Annotated in this window: 19 protein-coding genes; 7 read left to right on the top strand and 12 right to left on the bottom strand. The window is 55.8% G+C overall.

From position 1 onward, the window contains the following. Positions 1 to 35: 35 nt before the first annotated feature. Both JRF57_01885 and JRF57_01880 read left to right on the top strand, forming a co-directional pair. Entirely contained in the window at positions 36 to 830 is a 795-nt protein-coding gene (locus JRF57_01885) for an RDD family protein (protein MBW2302444.1), read from the top strand. Between the two features lie 106 nt (positions 831 to 936). Further along, entirely contained in the window at positions 937 to 2196 is a 1260-nt protein-coding gene (locus JRF57_01880) for a hypothetical protein (GenBank protein ID MBW2302443.1), read from the top strand. 136 nt (positions 2197 to 2332) lie between these two features. On the opposite strand, the gene JRF57_01875 is transcribed toward JRF57_01880, so the two are convergent. Further along, on the bottom strand, positions 2333 to 2641 hold the full coding sequence (locus JRF57_01875) for a hypothetical protein (GenBank protein MBW2302442.1): 309 nt from the start codon (positions 2639 to 2641) through the stop codon (positions 2333 to 2335). Between the two features lie 131 nt (positions 2642 to 2772). Here JRF57_01875 and JRF57_01870 point away from each other — a divergent pair, with 131 nt between their 5' ends. Next, complete coding sequence (locus tag JRF57_01870) at positions 2773 to 3111, top strand: DUF134 domain-containing protein (GenBank protein MBW2302441.1); 339 nt, start codon at positions 2773 to 2775, stop codon at positions 3109 to 3111. A 351-nt stretch (positions 3112 to 3462) separates the two neighbouring features. Next, positions 3463 to 3813 (top strand): DUF5320 domain-containing protein, encoded by a 351-nt coding sequence (locus JRF57_01865; protein MBW2302440.1) that lies wholly within the window; start codon positions 3463 to 3465, stop codon positions 3811 to 3813. 103 nt (positions 3814 to 3916) lie between these two features. Here the strand turns inward: JRF57_01865 and JRF57_01860 are convergent, their stop codons facing one another. From JRF57_01860 to JRF57_01840, 5 genes are all read right to left on the bottom strand, one after another. Continuing rightward, the gene (locus tag JRF57_01860; GenBank protein MBW2302439.1) at positions 3917 to 6703 is read right to left on the bottom strand and encodes a PAS domain S-box protein; all 2787 of its coding nucleotides are present in this window, start codon (positions 6701 to 6703) and stop codon (positions 3917 to 3919) included. A gap of 616 nt (positions 6704 to 7319) precedes the next feature. Next, positions 7320 to 7697 carry a hypothetical protein gene (locus JRF57_01855; GenBank protein ID MBW2302438.1) on the bottom strand — a complete coding sequence of 126 codons (378 nt, stop codon included), beginning with the start codon at positions 7695 to 7697 and terminating at the stop codon, positions 7320 to 7322. Positions 7698 to 7996: 299 nt separating this feature from the next. Continuing rightward, positions 7997 to 8221 (bottom strand): hypothetical protein, encoded by a 225-nt coding sequence (locus tag JRF57_01850; protein MBW2302437.1) that lies wholly within the window; start codon positions 8219 to 8221, stop codon positions 7997 to 7999. Between the two features lie 163 nt (positions 8222 to 8384). Beyond that, positions 8385 to 8594: a hypothetical protein gene (locus JRF57_01845; GenBank protein MBW2302436.1), complete on the bottom strand. Its 210-nt coding sequence runs from the start codon at positions 8592 to 8594 to the stop codon at positions 8385 to 8387. Positions 8595 to 8779: 185 nt separating this feature from the next. Continuing rightward, positions 8780 to 9775, bottom strand: coding sequence for a radical SAM protein (locus JRF57_01840; GenBank protein ID MBW2302435.1), 996 nt, complete (start codon positions 9773 to 9775; stop codon positions 8780 to 8782). Positions 9776 to 10380: 605 nt separating this feature from the next. On the opposite strand from JRF57_01840, the gene JRF57_01835 reads away from it, so the two are divergent. Both JRF57_01835 and JRF57_01830 read left to right on the top strand, forming a co-directional pair. After that, on the top strand, positions 10381 to 10557 hold the full coding sequence (locus JRF57_01835) for a hypothetical protein (protein MBW2302434.1): 177 nt from the start codon (positions 10381 to 10383) through the stop codon (positions 10555 to 10557). A gap of 78 nt (positions 10558 to 10635) precedes the next feature. Further along, positions 10636 to 11358, top strand: a complete 723-nt coding sequence (locus JRF57_01830) for a peroxiredoxin (protein MBW2302433.1) — start codon at positions 10636 to 10638, stop codon at positions 11356 to 11358. A 72-nt stretch (positions 11359 to 11430) separates the two neighbouring features. Here the strand turns inward: JRF57_01830 and JRF57_01825 are convergent, their stop codons facing one another. The 5 genes from JRF57_01825 to JRF57_01805 all read right to left on the bottom strand — a co-directional run bounded on the left by JRF57_01825 (position 11431) and on the right by JRF57_01805 (position 16315). Next, positions 11431 to 12537, bottom strand: a complete 1107-nt coding sequence (locus JRF57_01825) for a PAS domain-containing sensor histidine kinase (GenBank protein MBW2302432.1) — start codon at positions 12535 to 12537, stop codon at positions 11431 to 11433. A 29-nt stretch (positions 12538 to 12566) separates the two neighbouring features. Continuing rightward, on the bottom strand, positions 12567 to 13223 hold the full coding sequence (locus JRF57_01820; protein ID MBW2302431.1) for a DUF1638 domain-containing protein: 657 nt from the start codon (positions 13221 to 13223) through the stop codon (positions 12567 to 12569). Continuing rightward, a complete protein-coding gene (locus tag JRF57_01815; protein ID MBW2302430.1) occupies positions 13165 to 13596 on the bottom strand; it encodes a 4Fe-4S binding protein in 432 nt (143 codons plus the stop codon). The genes JRF57_01820 and JRF57_01815 overlap by 59 nt, the downstream gene beginning before the upstream one ends. Before the next feature lie 238 nt (positions 13597 to 13834). After that, on the bottom strand, positions 13835 to 15745 hold the full coding sequence (locus JRF57_01810; GenBank protein MBW2302429.1) for an FAD-dependent oxidoreductase: 1911 nt from the start codon (positions 15743 to 15745) through the stop codon (positions 13835 to 13837). A 270-nt stretch (positions 15746 to 16015) separates the two neighbouring features. Beyond that, complete coding sequence (locus tag JRF57_01805) at positions 16016 to 16315, bottom strand: thioredoxin fold domain-containing protein (protein MBW2302428.1); 300 nt, start codon at positions 16313 to 16315, stop codon at positions 16016 to 16018. A 394-nt stretch (positions 16316 to 16709) separates the two neighbouring features. Here JRF57_01805 and JRF57_01800 point away from each other — a divergent pair, with 394 nt between their 5' ends. Further along, the gene (locus JRF57_01800; GenBank protein ID MBW2302427.1) at positions 16710 to 18116 is read left to right on the top strand and encodes a sigma 54-interacting transcriptional regulator; all 1407 of its coding nucleotides are present in this window, start codon (positions 16710 to 16712) and stop codon (positions 18114 to 18116) included. 95 nt (positions 18117 to 18211) lie between these two features. Here JRF57_01800 and JRF57_01795 read toward each other — a convergent pair. Then, positions 18212 to 18341: transposase (locus tag JRF57_01795; GenBank protein ID MBW2302426.1), on the bottom strand; the 130-nt coding region annotated here is incomplete at its 5' end.

The following is an 18341-nucleotide window of genomic DNA, read 5'->3' as shown; positions in this document are numbered from 1 at the left end:
TTGGATCTTCTCCAGCATACCAGAAGGTGAGCCCTATGGAAACCACGAAGGGAGATTTTACGGTACACACCCCTGAACAGGTCGGATTTCAATACGTCCCGGCAGGCCTGGGCTCCCGGGGAGCCGCCTTCTTTCTGGACTTCCTCATCCGTGCATTTTTTGTGCTTTTCATTTTCGTGCTGGTCAGCCTGTTTTCCGCCGTTTTGCCTTCCCTGGATCCTTCCGGAGTGCTGGCCGGGATTTCAGGCTCTTGGGCCGTGGCACTCGGGATTTTGGCATACGGGTTGGTGGACCTGGGGTATTTTCTCTTCTTTGAGGCCTTCTGGAACGGACAGACCCCGGGAAAGAAACGGTTTAATCTCCGGGTGATCCGCCGCAACGGCCAGCCCATCGGGTGGGTCGAGTCAGCGGTGCGAAACCTCTTACGGGCCCTGGACATCTTAGGAGGTGTTTATCCCCTTGGACTGCTCGTGATTTTCCTCAGCAGGAACAACCAGCGGATAGGAGATTATGCGGCGGGAACTCTGGTGGTCCGGGAAGAGCGGGGAAAGATCCCCATGGGAAGTGTCCTTGAGGAGACCTCTAAGGAAAGCCTTTTTCCCGGGATGGAGATCCAGGTGCTTCACCTGGAAGCCCGGCAGTACCAACTCCTTCGTTCGTTCCTGGAGAGGAGGGAAGAAATGGACCCCAACCACCGCGCTGATCTGGCAAAAACTCTGGTACGGCGCCTCATGGAACATTGGGGGATCAGGGACGGCGGGGAGGCCGATTACGAGCCCTTTCTGGAACGGGTCGTTGCTCTCTATGAGGCGAGAAAAAAGGCTGTTTGAATCCGGCTGAGCAGAAGGGGAGAGGTATGGATGGTTCGGCACCACCAGGGACCCCTTCATCTTGCCCGGAGCGAAGGGAAATATTACGAGAAAATGGGAGGCCGATATGTCAGGAGAACAGGGTGGAAAAGAAATGACATACATAGTTCGACTTGAAGGAATCCGGCCGGGTATATCCAGAGAAGAACTGGTTGCTGCGCTTCAGCGCCTCTATCCAGGCAGGTCTTCCGGGGAGATCGAGAGGGCCCTGGAGCATATCCCCCTGGTCCTGACGCGCCGTGCCCTTGAGGATCAAGCCGAGAAGATCCGGCGATTCCTGGAATCAAAAGGGGCGGTTGTCAGCTTGACACCACATACCGATACAGAGGAACCTATCGCAAAACCCACTTCGGATGCCCATCCCCCACCGGCTCCCACGGGACCTCCCGGCGGGATAGAAAGAAGGGCCAGGCCCCGGGTCCATCCTGGGATTCAACTTCGGCCCCTGGGAATCGGCGAGATTCTGGACCGATCCTTCCGCATGCTCAGGGAGCATTTTATGCTCCTCTTTTTAATTCTTTTCATCCCCCAGTTCTTGGTTTTCGCCCTGAACACGGCATTTACCGTATTCTCAGGGGGGGAGGCCTTGCAGGCGGGAGGGGGCGGCCTTGGAATCGGCATGGGAATTTCTATAGGATTGACGGCATTGATTTTTATTGTCATTCAATTCTGGGCCCAGGGCGCCCTTATTCATGCCGTATCAGAAACCTACCTTGGACACTCCACCTCGGTGAAATCCGCATATGGGGCCATCCGTCCCCGCCTGGGACGACTTATCGGGTCCCTGTTTCTCATGGGTGTGTTCATCGGGCTGGTGCCGGCCGTTTTGGGGATCCTGGCTGCCGTTCTTGTCCCCGTTCTTCATGGTTTCGGGATCAACAGGGGAGTCTTGGTACTCCTCGGTATCGGGGCCGTTGTTTTGGCCGTATGGGCCGCCATACATTTTATGTTCAACTTCCTGATGGTGGACAAGGTGGTGGTCATAGAGAACCTGGGATGGATGCAGGCCCTGAGGAGAAGCAAGGAACTCATGAAGGCCAGGACGGAGACCGGATTCTGGAAAGGACCTAAAATGAAGGCCTCATTTATTCTCCTTCTTGGCGGGGTAATTGCCGTTGGCATCCATCTTGTGGTTCAGGTGCCCGGGGCCGTGGTCAACTTTCTTCTCCCGGGTCACCTTGCGGCCGCCGCGTTTCATGGCTTTCTCCAGGTGGTCTCCAACTGCCTGGCTACTGTTTTTACCGCCACCGCTCTGATCCTCTATTATTACGATATCCGGGTCCGAAAGGAGGGGTTCGACCTGAAGATGATGGCGGAAAATCTATGAGCAGAAATACAGGGAGAGGACGGCTCAGCGGATTGTTCCACCTGATAAAAATTCCTTTAGAAGTCCTTGAAGTCCGCCTCATCCATCGGAATAATATGCTCAGGGGTGATCTCCATCGTCCGGAATGGTTGATCGCTCACTCCTTTTTTTTGGATTTCATGGAGGGGGAGGGTAAAGATTTTTCCTTTCCCGGCTTGCCCGAGGCTATTTCCCTGGTTTCGCCGCTCTGCTTTCGGATAGCCTTCCCGCCCTGAATCAGGGCATTGAGTTCCTTGACCATTTGGAAAGTCATATCACATTGAAAGCGCATCTCTTCAGCGGCGGAAGCCGATTCTTCCGCGCTGGCCGCGGTTCGCTGGACCACCTTGTCGATCTCCGCCACCGCATTATTCAACTGCTCGATTCCCTTGGCCTGCTTATCCGAGGCTTCTGCGATTTCAGCCACCAGTGCGCCCGAAGGCCATAGGTCCTCTCATCTCTCGAATATGCAATAATGGTCATATGCTCAAAAAATTTCTTGACTAATTGCTGGGCAAGAATTATATTATGAGCGCAGGCTCAAAACAGGAGGATCCGTTGCCAAGACCCAGAAAACGCAGGTTTGTACAAGGCCCCCCCATTGTTGATGCCTTCATCCCCAACAGGGTGCCGCCGTGGGGTAGGGCGGAAGTGGTTCTGCCTATCGAGGGGCTTGAAGCTATCCGCTTGATCGATTACCAGGGTTTGGACCAGGAGGCGGCCGCCGGGATGATGAACGTTTCCCGGCAGACCTTCGGCCGGATACTGGCCGACGCCAGGGCCGCCGTGGCCGAAGCCCTGGTGATGGGGAAGGTTCTCAGGATCGAGGGCGGACACTTTGAGCTGCCTCCCCGGGGAAGAAGGCGGCACCGTCACGGGTGGGGCGGTGGTTTTTAGAGGGAAGGAGGTGATAGAGATGCCCGGATTTGATGGAACGGGACCCATGGGAGCAGGACCCATGACCGGTTGGGGTCGGGGTTTCTGCGGCCCATACGGAAGGCCTTATGGGTGGACGCCTCCGTGGGGACCCGGATCCTGGATGCCGGCCCGTTGGTTCGGTCGAGGCCGCTTCATGGGGAGGTGTTTTGGATGGAGACCCGGCTGGGGTCGCGGCTTCTGGAGAGGTTTCGGTCGGCATTGGGGCCGCGGGTTCAGGGGATGGTGGTAGCCGACAGAGGAAAAATGAGACTCGAATTTATACGTCCCTATCAAAATCGATGAATATTTCAATTCAAGGAGGTGATAGAGATGCCCGGATTTGATGGAACGGGACCCATGGGAGCAGGACCCATGACCGGTTGGGGCCGGGGTTTCTGCGGCCCATACGGAAGGTCTTATGGATGGAGAGGTTATGGGCGGGGTCGCGGCTTCAGAAGGGGCTTCGGTCCCGGTTTCGGCCGTGGGCGAGGCTTCGGCTGGCGCGGCGCATACCCGGCGGCCTGGAGGCCGGGGTACGCCCCTGACTACGGGGTTCCCTATGGCATGAACCCCGAGGATGAACTCGGTGCCCTGAAGGAGGAGGCCCAGGCCCTGAAACAGGACCTTGAGGCCATCAACAGGCGTATCGAGGAACTGGAGGCGGAGCCTTCGGAGGCATAAATCAGGAATCAGGCTCCTCCACATTCCAGGGTCTCCTGTCGGCAGTCTCCCTCGGGCTCCGACAGGGGCCCCGTTTTTTAACAGCCATATCCCGGAAATATTCTCATCTCCCGGGTGAAGGATCAAGGCACTCCCGTAACCTGCGGGAAAGTTCGTTCATGGTAAAAGGCTTTTGTATGAACCCGAGACAGCCGCCGGCCAGGATCTCCTGGGCCTGACCGTTGAGACTGTATCCACTGGCAAGCAGAACCTTCACCGGCGGATAGATCGCTCTGATTTCTTCAAAGATTTTTTTGCCGGGCATGTCCGGCAGGATCATATCCAGGATGACCAGGTCGATCCGCTCCCTTTCCCTTTGGTAGGTCTCCAGCGCTTCTTTACCGCTTCCGGCAGTAAAGACGTGGTATCCGAGTTTTTCAAGCATCCCCCTGCCGACCTCGAGAATCATCTCTTCATCGTCCACCAGCAGAATTCCTTCTTTTCCTTTTTCGATCGCGTCTTCCCGGGGCGAGGATAGTGAATCGGTTGCGGCATCTCCCGAGGCCGGGAGGTAGATGTGAAAACTGCTTCCTTCTCCCTTTTCGCTGTATACGGTGATGAATCCACCGTGATTCTTGACGATTCCGTAAACAGCGGAAAGCCCAAGACCTGTTCCTATGCCTTTAGCCTTGGTAGTGAAAAAGGGTTCGAATATCCTCCTCTGGGTCTCCTCATCCATCCCGACACCCGTGTCCGTGATGGAGATTTTGACATACCGGCCGGGCTTGACCTCGAAGGCCTTGATCGAATCCGGTTCCACGGTCATGTTTGCGGTTTCGACATAAAGATTTCCACCGCCGGGCATGGCCTGCCATGCATTTACATAAAGGTTCATCAAGACCTGGGCCATCTGGGTCCGATCCGCCTCCACCATCCAGAGATTCTCGTCATACTTTTCATGGATCCGGATCTCCTTTTTGGTGCGCCCGAAGATCCGGGTCTGTTCCCTTACGAGGCGGTTCAGGTCCGTGGGCTTGACCTCGTATTTACCCCCCTTTGCAAAGCCCAGTAATTGCTTCGTCAGGTCGGCCCCGCTTCGCACCAGTTGTTCAATGTTCCGGATCCTGCCCCGGGCCTGCTGGAAATCAGGACTTTCCGGATCGATGTCATAAGAGAGCAGGGTGATATTCCCCTGGATTCCCATGAGCAGGTTGTTGAAGTCGTGGGCGATCCCTCCGGCAAGGGTGCCTATGGATTCCATCTTCTGGGCCTGCCGGAATTGCTTTTCCAGCCTTTTCGTTTCGGTCATGTCGGTGAGGTTGACCACCATCCCGTCTGGTTCCCCATGGGGGCCGCGGATGCTGGCCGCGCTCAAGAGGACCTCGACGGGTTTCCCGTCGCGGGTCAATCTAACGGTGTCGATTCTTACCGGCCCGCCTGTTTCATTGATCTCGCGTATTTTCTCAGCTGTGATGGCCTCTTGATCCTCGGGCACGTAAGGAATGCGTTTTCCCCTCAGTTCCTCCAGGGTCCATCCGAATACCCGGGTGAAGGCCGAGTTCAGGTACTGGGGGTGCCCGTTCGGATCATAGACTACAATGGGATTGGGGACTGCTTCAAATACGGCCCGGAGCCTTTCCTCCCGTTCCCTGAGGTCTTCTTCTGCCCGCCTTCCCTTCTCCTCCAGGTCCAAGGTATGGAGGGCGTAAGCAAGATCCCCGGCTACTTCTTCAAACAGACGCCTCTCCTGTTCACTATTTATGAACTTGGCGGGCAGGCCGATGGTCATAAGACCGTAGATTTCCCCGCCGTACTCCAACCGTACCGTCATGAGACCCTGGCTGTCGTTGGGGCTGGGCAAAGGGTACTTGGGACATGAAATGGAAGGAGACTCAATCGTCAGGGCTTCGCCCGTCCTGAGGGCCCTGTTCCAGGGATCTGTGGAGTCGCTGCTCCGAAGGGTTTCCAGGATGCAGGAGGCGGCATCTTTTCCGAGTCCTGCCTGCTTGAAGGCGAAATACTCTCCGGCACCGTCCCTTAGGGCGATCCAGGCATGGAGAAACCCCCGGGTCTCACAGAGGTCGTCGCACACACCCTGGAGCATACGGTCCCGGTCCTTTTCCCGGGTGATACGCTGGTTTACGTTTCGGATGGCTCCCAGGACCGCGTTCAGGTGCTCGATCCTTTCATTGGATTGAAGAAGTTCGGCCGCCCTTTCCTGGAGCATATCGGCCATGCGGTTGTAACTTCGGATGAGGGCCGCAACCTCCGGATCCCCTTTTTCCTCCAAACGGAAGTCTAATCTACCTTCCCCGAACTTTTCGAGGGCATAAGAGAGATCTTCGAGATTTCGTCTTAGGTAGAACGACAGAAACCAGGCCAAGAGGATCCCGACACCCGTCCAGGCCAGCACCACAAAGCCTATTGTCCTGCGAGCCCTGCGGATGTCTTGTCGGAGGAATTCTTCGCTCATCCCCACGTGGATTTCGGTTCCAGGCCACCGGGAGGAGCGAAAAACGAAGTCCCTGACACTTCCGTTTTCAGAGTGAAAAACCTGGTCGTGGGTGACATTGGCGCGTTGGGGCGGGTGGGCCCGGAGGAGGCAGCGTGGAAATCTACGCCCACTACTGCTTGCAATCACTTGGCCGTTTTCGTCCAGGATCACGATGTAACGGATCTGGATCATATCTCGACCGATTCGGCGGAGCCTGCGGTTTAAACTTCGGGCGTCCCGGTTGGCCAGAAGAGGCTCAAGACCCTGCCGAAGTCCTCTGACGAAAGTGATCTCGCGCCTCCTTGCCTCCTCCGTGATTTCCCTTTGGAAATACCCTGAAAGAATGAAATAGATGGATGCTCCGGCAAGGCCGAGGAGGACCGAGAAAGCCAAGATCAATTTGGTTTTGAATCTCATTGCAGCCGCTTTCGGGTCCGAAAAAAAAGGTCCCGCCCCTCAACAGGCTGGCTTCCGGAAATCCCGGAGAAGACCCTACCCCAGGGCCCTCTCCTTACCCTGGAAAACATTGCCCTTCCGGGGAAGTTGTCAGATCGAGACTCCCGTATCTCCCCGTCAGGTTTTTGTCGCTCCACTCGGCTTTTCAGTGCCGACGGCGCAACGTTGTGCGCTCTCTCCCGTAAGGTTTCAAGCGCGAGTCTTCGGCCGGGGAGAGAGAGGATGTCGGCCTTATCTCAGTACTCTTATGCACCTTTCGTACCATTTTTTGAGGAAAGAGAAAAAATTATTGTTTATGCAGGATCCAGGGAGATGAAAACCGTCTTCAGCAGTGTCCGGTGTGGGGAGATTATTCGTTCTGAAAGGACTCAATGGGACCCAGCCCGGGCAACGGGGGAATGGATGAAATATTGAAAGGATCTTTCACAGTACAAGAAAAATTTCCGGAAAGTATGGACGAGGAGTTTGCCCGGATGAACGCGTGCCTGGGACCGGATCACCAGGAGGCACCGGAAAGGATGAAAAAAGGGCGCCAAGTCCTTGAGGCGCCCGAAAGTGAGACTATCCTGATAGTATTTCATTGTGAGGGCGGCTGGTCCCAGGGCAGGAGCACACGCTTTCCGTCCCTAAGGGCACCCCTCACCTTTTCCATGTGCCTGAGAGCAGCGATTTCCCTTTCAAGGTCCGTTGGCTTGATTTGAAGCCTTTTGGCCAACCGACCCGGTTCAACAGGCCCCTGTTCTTCGAGGATGCGAAGGATTTTTTGTTGCACTGGGTTGAGTTGCACATTTCGGGCCTGTTTCCTTGTGAAAGACTTGGCGCTGTGGACCGCCCAGGGATCACATGCCTTGGGAGGAGATAGGAAGTCCATGTAACAGTCCTCACAAAGGATCTGCCCGTGAAGTTCCCTTTCTTCTCCGGCGGGCACAGCGTCGCCGCACCTTTCACACTGCATTTCGATTCCTCCTTGAACCAGGGTTTCATGGAATGGGTTAAAGGTCTCGCACACTGGATCCATCCCGAGCCGACCCGGCGGGATCCTAATGCTTGATCTGTCAGGTGGGGCAATAAGTTCTTCCGCTCTTTGCCTGATCAGCACCCCTGGCGATCCACCTCAGGAATCTCCGGAGCAGCCCGGGATCGGAGGCTTCGGGCCGAGGCTCCATCGGCCCCGTAATCGAGGCGTTTCCTCTGACCTTGTTTTTTTCTTTCCGGGACATCAGTAAAGATCATCCAGTCTTGTTTCATCAATCTTCAGCCAGATCCGGTACAACTTCTCTCCAGCTTGCTCAAAGCACTTGAACCCTGAAGAGTCCACTTCTTCCACCTGGACCTCGCCACGCTCCTTGAATTGTTCGATCCGGTTCCTGCAATGTCTTCCCCCGCCGAAGTAGACTTTCCCCCCCGTTCCCGGATGAGATCCTCTTCAGCGATTCTCTTCTTGACGGTTTCGTCCTGGAATTCCAAGTCGTGATCCATCTCATACAACCATAGTCATGGTCTGGGTGGTTTTCAAGGTCTCTGGCCTCATCATGGACCCCGGCCCCACGTCTCCATTCCCGGGACCTGAAGACGGGTCCTTGACGGCCCCGTCCCGGGTTTTCAAGCAAAATGGACCTCAAGAAAGATTGTCATTCACGGGTCATGGCGGTGCCGCACTTCGGGCATTGTTCCTGGTAGCAAGGGATTCCGGGCTGGTGGGGCACCTTTTCGCCGCAATTCGGGCAGATGCAATTGCCGCCCGGGCCTGCTCCAAAGCCGCCTCCGCGTCCGCCTCCTCTACCTCTTCCACCTCCTGTTCCAGGGCCTTGTCCCCTTGGGCCTGTTCCGTCTCCTCTGGGCATCTCGTCATCCTCCTTTCCTTCATGGTGAAAAGCGATTACGTGTAAAGCGGCTCTCTCGGGCCACCACAGATCCGCTTCCCTTCCACGGGCGGCTAATCTCAATGGATCCGCCGTCTTTTGCGACCGGATCATCTATCTTCGGTCGGCTCGGGCATGGTTTTTCGCTGGATCCTGATCAATAGGACCCTGTGTTTTACCCGCCTTCCATGCCTTCCGTCGATTTCTCATCCGTGTTTTTGGCCCGATAATACACGGCTGTATCCCGCCGTTCCGCCAAAATGCGGTGGGCGCGCAACAGATTCCCGATAATTTTCGAAACCTCGTTAAGGTGCATGCCAAAGGCCTCTGCGATCTGCTCCGCCGTGCAGGGGCGCCTTTTCAGCATGAAGAATACCCTTTCCTGACTTGCCCTTATGCCGGAGGTGGTATGAGGGGTGAACTCTGCAATGACTTCAGCAGTGGGACGAAAAAGGTTGACCAGAGCGGCCAGGCGCTGCCTTGAGAGCGGCTGGGCGAATTCTTCCGCGGGGGGCCGTACAGCAGTATTAAGATGGATACGGTCCGGACGTATTTCCTCCACCAAGGCGGCGATCTTTGAGACATCGTCGGGGGAGCTGTTCATGCCTGCGACCAGGAAGACTTCCATCCAGAGATTTCCCTTGAACTGATCCCGAAAGATCTTTTGCCCTTCAATCAGTTGCTCAAACCGGAGATCCGGATGGGGACGATTCATCCACCCGTAAGAGGCCTGGTCCCAGGCGCTCAAGGAAACTTTGACAATGTCGGCGTTGCAGGCAGCACTTCGAACCTCGGGGTGAAAAAGCATGGTGCCGTTGGTCAACAGCACGGTGGGAATCCCGCAGTGGGAACGAATGAAGGAGAGCACATCTCCGAATCGGGAATGGAGAGTCGGTTCCCCGGACCCGGAGAGCGTGAGATAATCCGCCCGTCCCCCCGATGCCAGCCAGGCCTCGATCTCGGCAATCACCGCCTCGATGGGGACATATTCCTTCCGAAGGACCGTCTTTTTTGTAGTCCGTCCCAGTTGGCAGAACACACAATCGAGACTGCAGGTCTTGAAGGGAGTGAGGTCGATTCCAAGGGACAGTCCCAAACGGCGGGAAGGAACTGGGCCAAACAGGTACTTTCTCTCACTGGCTTGATTTTCCCCCATAGTTTTCCTTTCCACGGGAAATTCCCTTTCAACAGCCTGTTAAAAGGTCCGGTCTCCCTGTCTGGATACATTAAAAGCAAATCATGTGCCAGCAGGGAAGAAAGGAGGATGGAATCAGTCTCCTTGAAACTTCCCCGGGAGACGTTCCTCTGCTTTTCCTCCCCATTTCCCGTCACTGAGTCATGCTTCCATCCGATTGGAATTCCGTTGGTTTTATCTGGCGGCCTAGGGGTGCGACCTTTTCCACCTGCCCGCGACAAGACCATATTTCCAGGGTATCTCCATAGAAAGGGATCCGTTTCAAACCGTTGTCTAGCAAAGACATCAAGGGGAGGAAGTGGAGATTTCAGTGCACTGAATGATTTGGAATGCAATGATGCCTTATTGAAGGATTGCAATATCGCAATTGGTGGGTTTCTTGGTCAGGTTAGTGCCCTCGGTTTGATATCTGTTGATTGGACCCCGGGAGGGGTTCCATGGGGAGATGAAATGATTCATTTACTTGGATCTACGGGGACTGACCAACCCCCTGGTCCTGTTGAAGGCAAGTCAATCTCCAGAACCTTGTTGCATCGAGGTTACGGTTCCGGATATCATATTAAAAGAAAGGAGGCAGGCAGATGGGAAAGATAGTGCTTGACTTCTCCGAACAGGAGATCATGAGGATCGAGGCGATTCTTATGGATGGGGATAGGGAGGAGGCCCTGCTCTTCCTCAAAGAAGTGATAAGACCGAAGATCAGGTCAAAGGGTTCTTCGGAGCTGGACAGCGGGAAAACGACCGGCATCATGACGTAGGGGGGGCTGGTGAAGACGAATAAAGGGGTCTGAGGGATGCCCCCGGCGATTGGATATCAAATGGAGGGGGTGACACACATGAAAGAATTGAAGATCGGTTGCGGTAAACCCACCGGCGCGACCGTGGGGGATGGTGGAAAAAACAAGGATGAAAGCATAAGGGAGGGCAGCATGGACGTGGAGAGAGCCGTTCCGACAGCAAGGGTTGGGCACAAGGCCCCGGATTTTGAGGCCCCGGCCTATCACGCTGGTGCCTTCGGCCAGGTCAAGCTTTCGGATTACCTGGGGAAATGGGTGGTCCTTTGTTTTTATCCAGGGGACTTCACATTTGTTTGAGCCACGGAGCTGGCCGCAGTTGCGGCCAAGTACGGAGAACTCCAGGACCTTGGGGTGGAACTGCTCTCCGTGAGCGTGGACAGCCATTTCGTGCACAAGATGTGGCAGGATTACGAGCTGTCGAAGATGGTGGAAGGAGGCGTCCCCTTTCCCATGCTCTCAGATGGGCCGGGAAACATAGGAAGGGCTTACGGGGTCTATGACGAGGACGCCGGCGTTGAGATGAGGGGCCGCTTTATCATTGATCCCGACGGGGTGATTCAGGCGATGGAGATCCTTACTCCGCCGGTAGGCAGGAATGTGAATGAACTGATCCGCCAGGTGAAGGCCTTCCAGCATGTGCGCGCGAGCAAGGGGGAGGAGGCGACACCTTCCGGATGGCTGCCCGGAAAGACCACCCTCAGGCCCGGGCCCGGTCTTGTCGGAAAGGTCTGGGAGGTCTGGAAAGTGGAGGAAGCCCTATAACAGCAAGGGCCACGCTTTGCCTTTTTTCAGGATTTCCCGAGGGGGAGGAGCCGTTCTCCCCCTCTTTTGATTTCATCCCCGGCTCTTGGGTAGTGTGATGGTAAATGCGGCCCCCTTGCCCGGCTCGCTTTCGACCAGCACCCTCCCACCGTGCCCTTCCACGATGGCCTTCACGATCGCAAGTCCCACTCCAGATCCCTCTTTCCCGTTGGCGCCTTTTCCCCGATAAAAGATCTCGAATATGTGGGGCAGATCCTCCGGGTCGATGCCCTGTCCGTTGTCCCTTATGGTGATCATGATCTCCTTCGGGGTTTCCCTGGTCGACAGGGTAATGGTCCCTCCCTTTGTAGAGTACTTGAAAGCGTTGTCCAGGAGATTGGTAAAGGCCCTTCTCAGCCGGTTCGGATCCGCCTCCACAACCGGAAGGATTTTATCATCCTGGAACTCCAATTTGATCCCGGACTGCCGGGCCTTGGCCTGGTAAGTTTCCATCAGTTCCATCAGCTCCCTGTCAAGGGAGGTGGTCTCGAAATTCAATTTCAGTTTACCGGTCTGCAGGCGGGCGAATTCGAGGAAATCGTCGACCAGGAAATCCAGTTTGTTGGTCTCTTCCTGGATGATCCCAAGGTATTTCCTGCGCTTCTCATCGTCCAGGTCGGTCGCTCTTTTCATCAAACGGAGCACGAAACCCCCGATGATGGTAAGGGAAGACTTCATGTCGTGGGCGAACATGGAGATGAGGTTGTCTTTTTCCCGCTCGACGGCCTTCATGAAAGAAATATCCTGGAAGGCCTCGACAGCACCGACTAGCGCGCCTTTATCGTCGATCAGCGCCGCCGTGTTCATTCTTACCGGGATCGTCTCCCCTTGTTTGTTTTGAATGGTTGTGTCAAGCCGGACAAAGGAACTCTCCCTGCGGATCGCCCGTTTCAGCGGGCAATCGAGCTTGCACATGCCGCCCTGGAGTATGTCGCCGCAGTAATGACCAAGGGCCTCGTCCCTGGAATATCCCGTCACCTCCTCGGCCCACGGGTTGAAGCTCGTGATCCTGTATTGGGAATCAACCGTGAGTATGGCGACAGGGAGGCTGTCGATTATGAACCGGTAAAAAAGGAGATCCTCCCGCGGATCTCCTTCCACGGCCTGCACCGGTGGGCCTTTTCTCTCACCGTTCGTCATGGGCCGTTCCTTGATTTATCCATTTAAACCTAATCGCCCTTGAGTTTTTTCACCTGCTCCAGCAAGAGCGACTTGAACCGGTCGAGGGAGACCGGATAGCCCTGTATGGGGATGCCCATCCAGTCGGAATATTCCAGGAATTCCTCCGGTTTTTCCTCCATGTACCGATCCACGTACCCGATACCGTCGAGGACCACGGCCCCGCCCGTGTGCTTGGGAAAATTCTCGTTTGCGATACCCTGATCCCAGCCTTTGAACACCTGGTGGCGGAACTGGATCCATCCCGGCGTCATCCACCAGACTTTTTCCCCTCCGGCCACCTCCCCGGCGATCCGGTCCCGTTCCTCTTCTCCGGCAAGCATGTCCATGCAGTGGGTGGCCTCGATCCTCGATACGTCCGGGCCCTGTTCTTGGATTATAGTTCTCATAGTGCGGGTGGGTTCCTCTACATTGACATAACAGAATTTCCCGCCGTAGACAACGAGGACCTTGTCCGCGGATTCCTTGGCCCTGCGGATCCGGTCAACGAGCTGGCGTTCCAGTTCGCGGACATCCTGGTGAAGTCCCGGTGTGGTGTAATACAGGTGAGGGGTGTCCAGAAATCCTTCCTTTTTCAAGTAGTTCAATTCAGGACTCAGGGTGCCGCAGGAAACGACCGCGATTCCCGAAAACGATAGATCTTCCATACCGTAACCTCCTCGTTTTGTGATAACCCTGAAGGGCGCTTTTCTGGCCACTGGACACCCCTCCCGGGAGTTCTCCTCCCCGGTCCAGGAGGGATAGGGCCCCCTTCGGGCATTGCTCGACGCAAATTCCGCATCCCATGCATAGCTGTGGATCCACCAGGGGCACCTCTCTTACAGTAATCGCTTTGGCAGGACACGAGCCTTCGCAGATTCCACAGGCGACACACCGCTCCGGGTCAACCGTCGCTACCCGGGAGCGGGGAGGCGCATCGCCTTGCTCTTTCCTCTTGATCTGCTTCTCCAGCAGGTCGAGCCGGGCTTTGAGGGCCTCGGCCCTGGCCTTTAGAACAGAAAGTTCGGTTCCGTTTTTCATGGTACCTCAGTGGATAGGCTTTAGTAAACTACTCTCGGCTGAAGCCGTAAGCTTAGGTGCCAAGGAGTCGAGGGTTCAAGGGGTCCAGGGTTCGAGTGAAAGGCGTAGAGACAGGCTTATCAGCTCTTACAACAATCGCACTAAAGTCTTCTCCTGAAGGCCCTCTCCCATTCCCAGATTGGGACATTAACCTGAATCTTGCATAAGCAATCTTGAAACTTGTTGAAAATTCGATTTTTCAGTACTTCCCGGCCAACTGATAACCGGCCAAGGTTGCGCTGTAAATATCGAGCACTTCCGCAGCGTCTCCAATGACCTCGACTCGAGGGACCTTCCTGCGGATTTCTTCTCCAGGCCCGGGCGCGGAGATCAGGCCCGATGCGAGAATCACCGTGTCAAAGGGTTTGAGAGCCTTGTTCTCTCCGTCCTGCTCTATAACTACCTGGGTGTCTGTGAAGGCCTTGACAGTCGTATGGGGCATGAGTCGGACGTTTTTCATCTCCGAGAGGCGCTTCAGGATCAGATTTCTTGAAACCATCTCCATATTGCTCCCAATGGGGTCGGTGCGTTTTGTCGCAGTCACATCCAGGCTTTGCCGTCCCAGATTTTCTGCAATCTCCAGCCCGACCCGGCCGGCGCCGATGATCAGGATACGCTTGCCTTTGACCTCCCTTTGGCCTGAAAAATATTCCAGTGAGGTGAGGGTATACTGGTTGTCTAGCCCAGGTATTTCCGGAAGGTTTTGAACGGCACCTACCGCCCACACGAGGAGATCGGGACTCAATTGCTCCACCAAACCGGGGTCCACGCTCCTTCCCAGGAGCAGGGTGACCCCGCTTGGAGCCAGGGTCCTGCGGAGGGAGTCAAGGGTCGCTTTCATTTCTTCTTTGCCCGGGGCCTTCCACGCGAGATCGAACCCACCCCCGAGCCGGTCCTTTTCCTCGGCCAGGGTGACATGGTGGCCTTTTTGAGCCAGGAAACGTGCCGCGCTCATTCCGGCGGGCCCGCCCCCGGCTACGAGGACCTTGAGAGGGTGGTCAGTTCTCCCCAACTCCGGACGGCCGATTTCGGGATTGACATTGCAGCCCAGGCCTTCTCCACTCTTGACCCGGTGGAGACATCCCTGGAGGCAATACCCGCAATGGATGATCTTCTCCTGGAAACCTTCCTCCCACTTTTCCAGAAGGTCGGGATCGGCGACGAGGGGTCTCCCGAGGGCCACGAGTTCGGCAAGCTCATCATCCAGCACCCTTTGGACCTTCTCCGCTCTACCCATCCTTCCTGCGACGATCAGGGGCAGGTCCGTATGCTTTCGGATCCCGGCGAGGGCATCCCACTGGGGCCCCTCTGGCAGGCTGGCATGATGAAAATACCAGGGAGGGCTGAAGCAGGCATTCCCCATCCCCACGTGAACAGCCCCGATCCCCTCTTTTTCCGCCAGCTCAAGTAACGTCACCGTCTCGTTCCACGAAAGGCCGGACCCAGGCGCCATTTCATCTCCTGACAGGCGAAGGATGAGAAGAAGATCCGGGGCCCCTTCCTTGACCATCGACAGGACCCGCCTGGCGAACAGCAGGCGGTCCTTACCGTAAGGGTCTTCCCTCCTGTTGATCTTCGGATTCAGGAATTGAGACACCAGGTACCCGTGCCCGGCCTGGATTTCGATGGCGTCGAAACCAGCCTCCACGGCCTTCGCCGCGGCTGAGCGGTATCCTTCCAAAATGTCATCGATTTCTTGATCCGTCAGGGCTTCGGAGGTCTGGCCGCTCGATGGACAAGTGAAGGGCGAGGGGGCTCGGGGGCTGCTTTTTGTGGCCTTGGGGTTGGCTGCCCCGCCCGCATGGTTCAGGTGCAGGCAGACAAGGCGTCCCTGGCCGTGAATGACATCGACGATCTTTTTCAACTCCCTCCCCGAACCTGGATGGTGCACGCAGAGCTGTTTTGGGTGTTCCCTCCCGTCAGGCGTCACGGAAACCGGTTCCAGGATGACGAGGCCCGGTCCTTCCTTCGCCACCTGTTGGTAAAAGAGTAACTGGCGATCCGTTACTGTGCCGTCGGGTTTGCCGTAGGCAAGCTTGATGGGAGGGAAGACGAAGCGGTTTACAAGCTCCAGATCACCAAGGGGGTATTTCTTGAACATTCTTTCCATGGGGTCCTCCTTTCGTTTCGGGTTTCGGTGGAAAGAGGGTGAGAGGAACGGTTTGGGCCTTTCTGAGGGTAGGTTGGATGAGGGAAGAGGTGGGCCGAAGTCGATTGGAGGCTGCAAGGGAATCGAACCCACCCCTTCAAGGAGAATTTTCAAAAGGAGGCATTGCCAAGTTATTCTCCCCATGCTGTATTTATGCATCGCCCGTGCCAGTTCCTCTATAATCACCCTCGCTCGCCAAAGATCCACTGGGAAAATGGGGCGGTGACTTTTTCATCCCCGGCCTTCAGGGACCGATTCAAGAAGATTGTCCAGGGCTTCGGCAAGGGTGGTCTCGGACTGAAGTCCCACAAAACGCTTCATCTCTTTGCCGTCCTTGAAAAGGATCAGGGTTGGGATACTCCGGATCCCCATGTCAAGGGCCAGGTCCGGATGCTCATCCACGTTCATCCCCTCAATACGTACCTTTCCCCTGAATCGGACCGCGAGATGCCGGATGATCGGCTCCTGCAGGCGGCAGGGTGTACACCAAGGGGCATTAAAGTCCATCAGGACGATTCCCTTCGCCACCATTCTTTCAAACTCCCGCCGGAATCCGATTTCCCTTTTTTCCAATGTCTTAGCCTCACCATGGGAAGATCAACCCCAGAATCCCAATCGCTCCCGGTTCTTTCTCAGTACATCTTTTACAAACTCGACCTTGCAAGATTCAGGTTCAATTCCGATGCCGGTTCGCGTCTCCCTCCCATGTCGTCCGCAGCGGTTCAGCCCCAGTAGGCCGGATGACCTGAATCAGCCCGCAAATTCCCTTGAAAAATCTCCCCAGGGAATATGGCCGTGGATAAAGATTGACAAGCGAAGTAACGTTACTTGCCTTGTAAAGGAATGTTTAGTAACGTTACGGTAACGGTCAAGAGAGGCGTTTTTCAAAGGTCACAGTTAAACCCAGCAACAGGGGGTGCTGATCATGGAAAACGGGCAGGGAAAAGTGCTGGATCCCAGTTTTTCGAGTTTATTGCTGGAATCCATGGCCGACGGTGTTTTCACGCTCAATGAGCGGGGGGAGATCTCGACCTGGAATCCCGCGATGGAGCGAATTTCGGGCTATTCGGCCGAGGAGGCCATCGGGCGCAGTTGCACACTTCTGAATTTCACCCGTTGTTTTTCAAAGGCTTGTCCTGCAGGCATCGAGGAGTGCGGCATTTACCAGGAAGGCCGCCTGGACGGTCGGGAATGTTTCCTGCGCCACAAATCGGGTCATGACGTTCCCGTACTCAAGAGCGCCAGACTGGTCAAGGATAAGAACGGTGCCGTAAAGGGTGTGGTCGAAACCGTCACGGATCTCACGGAACTTGAGAAGGCACGGCGAAAGGCGGAGGAGGCCAGCCTCAAGCTGGGAGAGCTTCACAGGTTCCACAACCTGATCGGGAGGAGTCACGGCATGCAGCAGGTCTTTTCTGCTATCAGGGCGGCTGCTGCCAGCGAGGCGACCATCCTCATCGAGGGGGAAAGCGGGACAGGCAAGGAACTGGTTGCAGGGGCCATACACCACAACGGGGCCCGCAGGGATATGCCCTTTGTGACCGTGAGCTGCAGCGCCCTTTCAGAATCCCTGCTGGAAAGTGAGCTGTTCGGCCATGTGAGGGGCGCTTTTACCGGGGCTGTCCGGGACCGGGCCGGCCGATTCGAGGAAGCGGATGGGGGGACCATATTCCTGGATGAGATCGGCGAAATCAGCCCCTACATCCAGGTCAAGCTTCTCAGGGTACTCCAGGAAAAGGAAATCGAGCGGGTGGGTGAGTCCAGGAAGCGCAAAATAGACATCCGGATCATTGCCGCCACCAACAAGGATTTGAGCGCCCTTGTCAGGAACGGGAATTTCCGAGAAGACCTCTACTACCGGCTTAAGGTCTTCCCCATCTCGATTCCGCCCTTAAGGAGAAGAAGGGAGGATATCCCACTTCTGATCGCCCACTTCATCGAACTGCAAAATCGGAAGACCGGCAAGCGAATAGAGGGCGTGACGCGCCCCTCGATGCGGGTCCTCATGGATTATCCCTGGCCGGGCAATGTGAGAGAGCTGGAAAACGCCATTGAACACGCCTTCGTCCTGTGCAATGGAAAGCGAATCGGTATCTTCGATCTTCCCATGGAGGTGAGGCGTGTGGCCTTCCCACCGGAACCCCTGGGATCGATCTCCCAGGACCGGGTTCGTTCCCTGGCCGGTGAGAAGTTGACTCGCGAAGGCCTGCTGCGGCTTCTAAATGATTGCGGCTGGAACAAGGCCGAGGTTGGAAGGCGGTTGGGTTTGAGCAGGACGGCCGTGTGGAAGTACATGAAAAAGTGGGATATACCATTAAGGCCGCCGGTATGACCCGTAAATTTTTGGCTCCTCATAAGAATTTGTGCTGACATTGTGGCAGTTGGAGTTTACCGAGGCCATGGATAATAGCCAGAGAGAAGGTCTTTTCACTTCTGTATCCTCCGGGCTCTATGGCTGATCGTCTTGGCGTTGTTATTCATGGCTTCGACAATGCCGTTGTCGATTCGAATATCAAAGTAGGCGAGGATCCCTTCTTCATGACGTCTGAGCATCCAA

The sequence above is a fragment of the Deltaproteobacteria bacterium genome, from assembly GCA_019310525.1.
In the GTDB taxonomy this organism is placed as follows: domain Bacteria; phylum Desulfobacterota; class DSM-4660; order Desulfatiglandales; family HGW-15; genus JAFDEE01.
This window is presented reverse-complemented; position numbering and strand designations above follow the sequence as displayed.

Coding starts and splice junctions, on each gene's coding strand:
- JRF57_01855 (MBW2302438.1), bottom strand. CDS start 7,697: ATGCAGTGTGAAAGGTGCGGCGACGCTGTGCCCGCCGGAGAAGAAAGG.
- JRF57_01815 (MBW2302430.1), bottom strand. CDS start 13,596: ATGAAAAACGGAACCGAACTTTCTGTTCTAAAGGCCAGGGCCGAGGCC.
- JRF57_01820 (MBW2302431.1), bottom strand. CDS start 13,223: ATGGAAGATCTATCGTTTTCGGGAATCGCGGTCGTTTCCTGCGGCACC.
- JRF57_01810 (MBW2302429.1), bottom strand. CDS start 15,745: ATGGAAAGAATGTTCAAGAAATACCCCCTTGGTGATCTGGAGCTTGTA.
- JRF57_01865 (MBW2302440.1), top strand. CDS start 3,463: ATGCCCGGATTTGATGGAACGGGACCCATGGGAGCAGGACCCATGACC.
- JRF57_01800 (MBW2302427.1), top strand. CDS start 16,710: ATGGAAAACGGGCAGGGAAAAGTGCTGGATCCCAGTTTTTCGAGTTTA.
- JRF57_01860 (MBW2302439.1), bottom strand. CDS start 6,703: ATGAGATTCAAAACCAAATTGATCTTGGCTTTCTCGGTCCTCCTCGGC.
- JRF57_01835 (MBW2302434.1), top strand. CDS start 10,381: ATGGGAAAGATAGTGCTTGACTTCTCCGAACAGGAGATCATGAGGATC.
- JRF57_01850 (MBW2302437.1), bottom strand. CDS start 8,221: ATGGATCACGACTTGGAATTCCAGGACGAAACCGTCAAGAAGAGAATC.
- JRF57_01885 (MBW2302444.1), top strand. CDS start 36: ATGGAAACCACGAAGGGAGATTTTACGGTACACACCCCTGAACAGGTC.
- JRF57_01825 (MBW2302432.1), bottom strand. CDS start 12,537: ATGACGAACGGTGAGAGAAAAGGCCCACCGGTGCAGGCCGTGGAAGGA.
- JRF57_01880 (MBW2302443.1), top strand. CDS start 937: ATGTCAGGAGAACAGGGTGGAAAAGAAATGACATACATAGTTCGACTT.
- JRF57_01805 (MBW2302428.1), bottom strand. CDS start 16,315: ATGGTGGCGAAGGGAATCGTCCTGATGGACTTTAATGCCCCTTGGTGT.
- JRF57_01845 (MBW2302436.1), bottom strand. CDS start 8,594: ATGACGAGATGCCCAGAGGAGACGGAACAGGCCCAAGGGGACAAGGCC.